This is a genomic window from Methylobacterium sp. E-041 (genome assembly GCF_022829665.1).
Classification (GTDB): Bacteria; Pseudomonadota; Alphaproteobacteria; order Rhizobiales; family Beijerinckiaceae; genus Methylobacterium.
This window is the reverse complement of sequence record NZ_JAKSYQ010000248.1, coordinates 1-2,716: the sequence shown is the minus strand read 5'-3', so window position 1 is coordinate 2,716 and position 2,716 is coordinate 1. Positions and strand designations below refer to the sequence as shown.

Here is a 2,716-nt window from a genome sequence, read left to right as displayed (position 1 = left end):
TCGACCGGCATGCCGGGCACGAGCTGGACCTCGCCCAGGCGCTCGCGCTGGGTCTCGGGCACGCGGATGCGGGCGGTGTAGTAGCTCTGTCCGGTCTTGGGATCGGTCGAGACGTCGGCCGAGACGCGGCTCACCGTGCCGTCGATCTCGGGCGTGGTGCGGCTGTTGAAGGCGGAGAACCGCAGCACCGCGCGCTGCTCGCGGCGCACGCTGTCGATGTCCTGGGGCGGGATCTTGACCTCGACGGCGAGCTGGTCGGCCGTGGGCACGATCAGCATCGCCGGCTCGGACGGCGTCACCAGCCCGCCCACGGTGTGGACCGTCATCTGGTGGACGGTGCCGTCCTGCGGGCTGCGCAGGTCGATGCGCTTGAGCTGGTCCTCGGCCGCGACCCGCTTCTCGCGCAGCTCCGAGCGCTTGCCGCGGATCTCGGCGAGGTCCTTGCCGACCTCGGTGCGCATGTCGCCGTCGACCTGCAGGATCTGCAGCTCGGTCTCGGTGATCTTGCCCTTGGCCGAGGCGGTCTGCGCGACGAGCTGGCCGCGCTCGCCCTGGAGCCGGGCGGTCTCGCGCTCGAGCGCGGTGACGCGCGAGAGCGGCACCAGGTTCTTGGCGTAGAGCTCGCGCACCCCCGTCAGCTCGGTGAGGATCAGCGCGATCTCGCGCTCCTTGGCGTTGGCCTGCTGGGTCAGGCCGCCGATCTCCTGGCGCAGCTGCTCGATGCGCTCGGAGAGCTGCGCCTTCTGCCCGGCGCGGCCGGCGCGGCGGGCGGCGAACAGGCGGGTCTCGCCGTCGACGAGGCGGGCGACCGAGGGGTCGGCGTCCCGGCGGCCCAGCAGCTCGGCGGGGAAGGCGATCGTCGGGGCGTCGTCACGCTCGGCCTCGTCGCGGGCATGGCGCGCGTCGAGCTCGTCCAGCGCCCGCAGCACGATGTCGAGGTTGGCCCGGGTCTGCGTCTCGTCGAGGCGGATCAGCACGTCGCCGGCCTTGACCCGGTCGCCCTCGCGCACGCGCAGCTCCCCGACCACCCCGCCGGTGGGGTGCTGCACCTTCTTGACGTCGGACTCGACCACGAGCTGGCCCGGCGCGATCACCGCGCCGGCGATCTCGGTGAAGGTGGCCCAGCCGCCGACGCCGACCACCAGCACGGTGCCGAGCCCCAGGCTCAGCGCGAGGTGGCGCCGGATCGAGGCCCGGGCGCGGAGGCGCGGCGGCAGGGGGGCGGCCGGGACGGCGGCGATCGGGCCTGCGAGGATCACGGGGTCGGCCATGGTCAGGCGCTTTCCTGCAGGGTCGGCTTCGCGGGCCCTTGCGCGGGCAGCCCCGCCGGGGCCGGTTCGGGGGCGGCGCGCAGCACGCGCTTGAACACCTCGTCCTTCGGGCCGAAGGCCTGGGCGCGGCCGTCGGCCATCATCAGCACGAGGTCGAGCGCGGCCAGGGCCGAGGGGCGGTGCGCCACGACGATGCAGATGCCGCCCCGCGCCCGCACGCCGAGGATCGCCCGGGTCAGCGCGTTCTCGCCCTCGGCGTCGAGGTTGGCGTTGGGCTCGTCGAGGATCACCAGGAACGGGTCGCCGTAGAGCGCCCGCGCCAGGCCGATGCGCTGGCGCTGGCCGGAGGACAGGCCCGCCCCGCCCTCGCCGATCCGGGTGTCGTAGCCGTCGGTCAGCCGCAGCACCATCTCGTGGATGCCCGCCGCCTGCGCCGCCGCGATCACCGCCTCGGCCGAGGCCGCCGGGTCGAAGCGGGCGATGTTCTCGCCGATGGTGCCGGCGAACAGCTCCGCCTCCTGCGGCAGGTAGCCGAGATGGGGGCCGAGGTCGGCCGGTTCCCACTGGTCGAGGGCCGCCCCGTCGAGGCGCACCTTGCCGCGCAGGGGCGGCCACACGCCGATCAGCGCGCGGATCAGGCTCGACTTGCCGGAGGCCGAGGGGCCGATCACCCCGAGGCCCTGCCCGGCCTTCAGCGCGAAGCTGACCTCGCCGACCACCGGGCGCTGCGAGCCGGGCGGGGCGATCGTGACCGCCTCCACCGTCAGCGTCCGCGACGGCGCCGGCAGGCCGTGGCGCGGCTGCCCGGCCGGGATGCGCGCGAGCAGGTCCGAGAGCCGGGCCCAGCTCTGGCGCGCCTGGACGAAGCCCTTCCAGTTGGCGATGGCGAGTTCCGCCGGGGCCAGCGCCCGCGACACCAGGATCGAGCTCGCGATGATGATGCCGGCGGTGGCCTGGCCCTGGATCACCAGCCAGGCGCCGAGCGCCAGCACGCCCGATTGCAGCGCCATGCGGAACACCTTCGACACGGCGCCGAGGCCCCCGGCCACGTCGGCGTTGCGCTGCTGGGCGTCCATGTAGTCGCGGTTGGCCCCGGCCCAGCGCGCCTGGAAGCGGCCCTGCATGCCGAGCGCGGCGAGCACCTCGGCGTTGCGGCGCCCGGCCTCCGCCAGGCCGTTGCGGCGCAGGCCGTGCCCGGTGGCGGCCTGGGCCGGCCTGCGGGTGGCGCGGTCGGTCAGCCACGTCACCGCCGCGAGGAAGAGGGCGCCGCAGAGCGCGGCGAGGCCGATCAGCGGGTGGAACAGGAAGCAGACGGCCAGGTAGATCGGCAGCCACGGCAGGTCGAAGAACGCCGACGGGCCGGTGCCCGACAGGAACGCGCGGATCTGGTCGAGGTCGCGCAGCGGCAGCAGCCCGTCGCCGGGGGCGGCCCCCTTGAGCGGCGC

Annotated in this window: 2 protein-coding genes; both read right to left on the bottom strand. The window is 75.0% G+C overall.

All coding sequences use genetic code 11. The features are described 5' to 3' along the window. The coding region (locus MKK70_RS22935) for an HlyD family type I secretion periplasmic adaptor subunit (protein ID WP_243950149.1) at positions 1 to 1,271 on the bottom strand (1,271 nt) is incomplete at its 3' end. A 2-nt stretch (positions 1,272 to 1,273) separates the two neighbouring features. After that, positions 1,274 to 2,716: type I secretion system permease/ATPase (locus MKK70_RS22930; RefSeq protein ID WP_243950147.1), on the bottom strand; the 1,443-nt coding region annotated here is incomplete at its 5' end.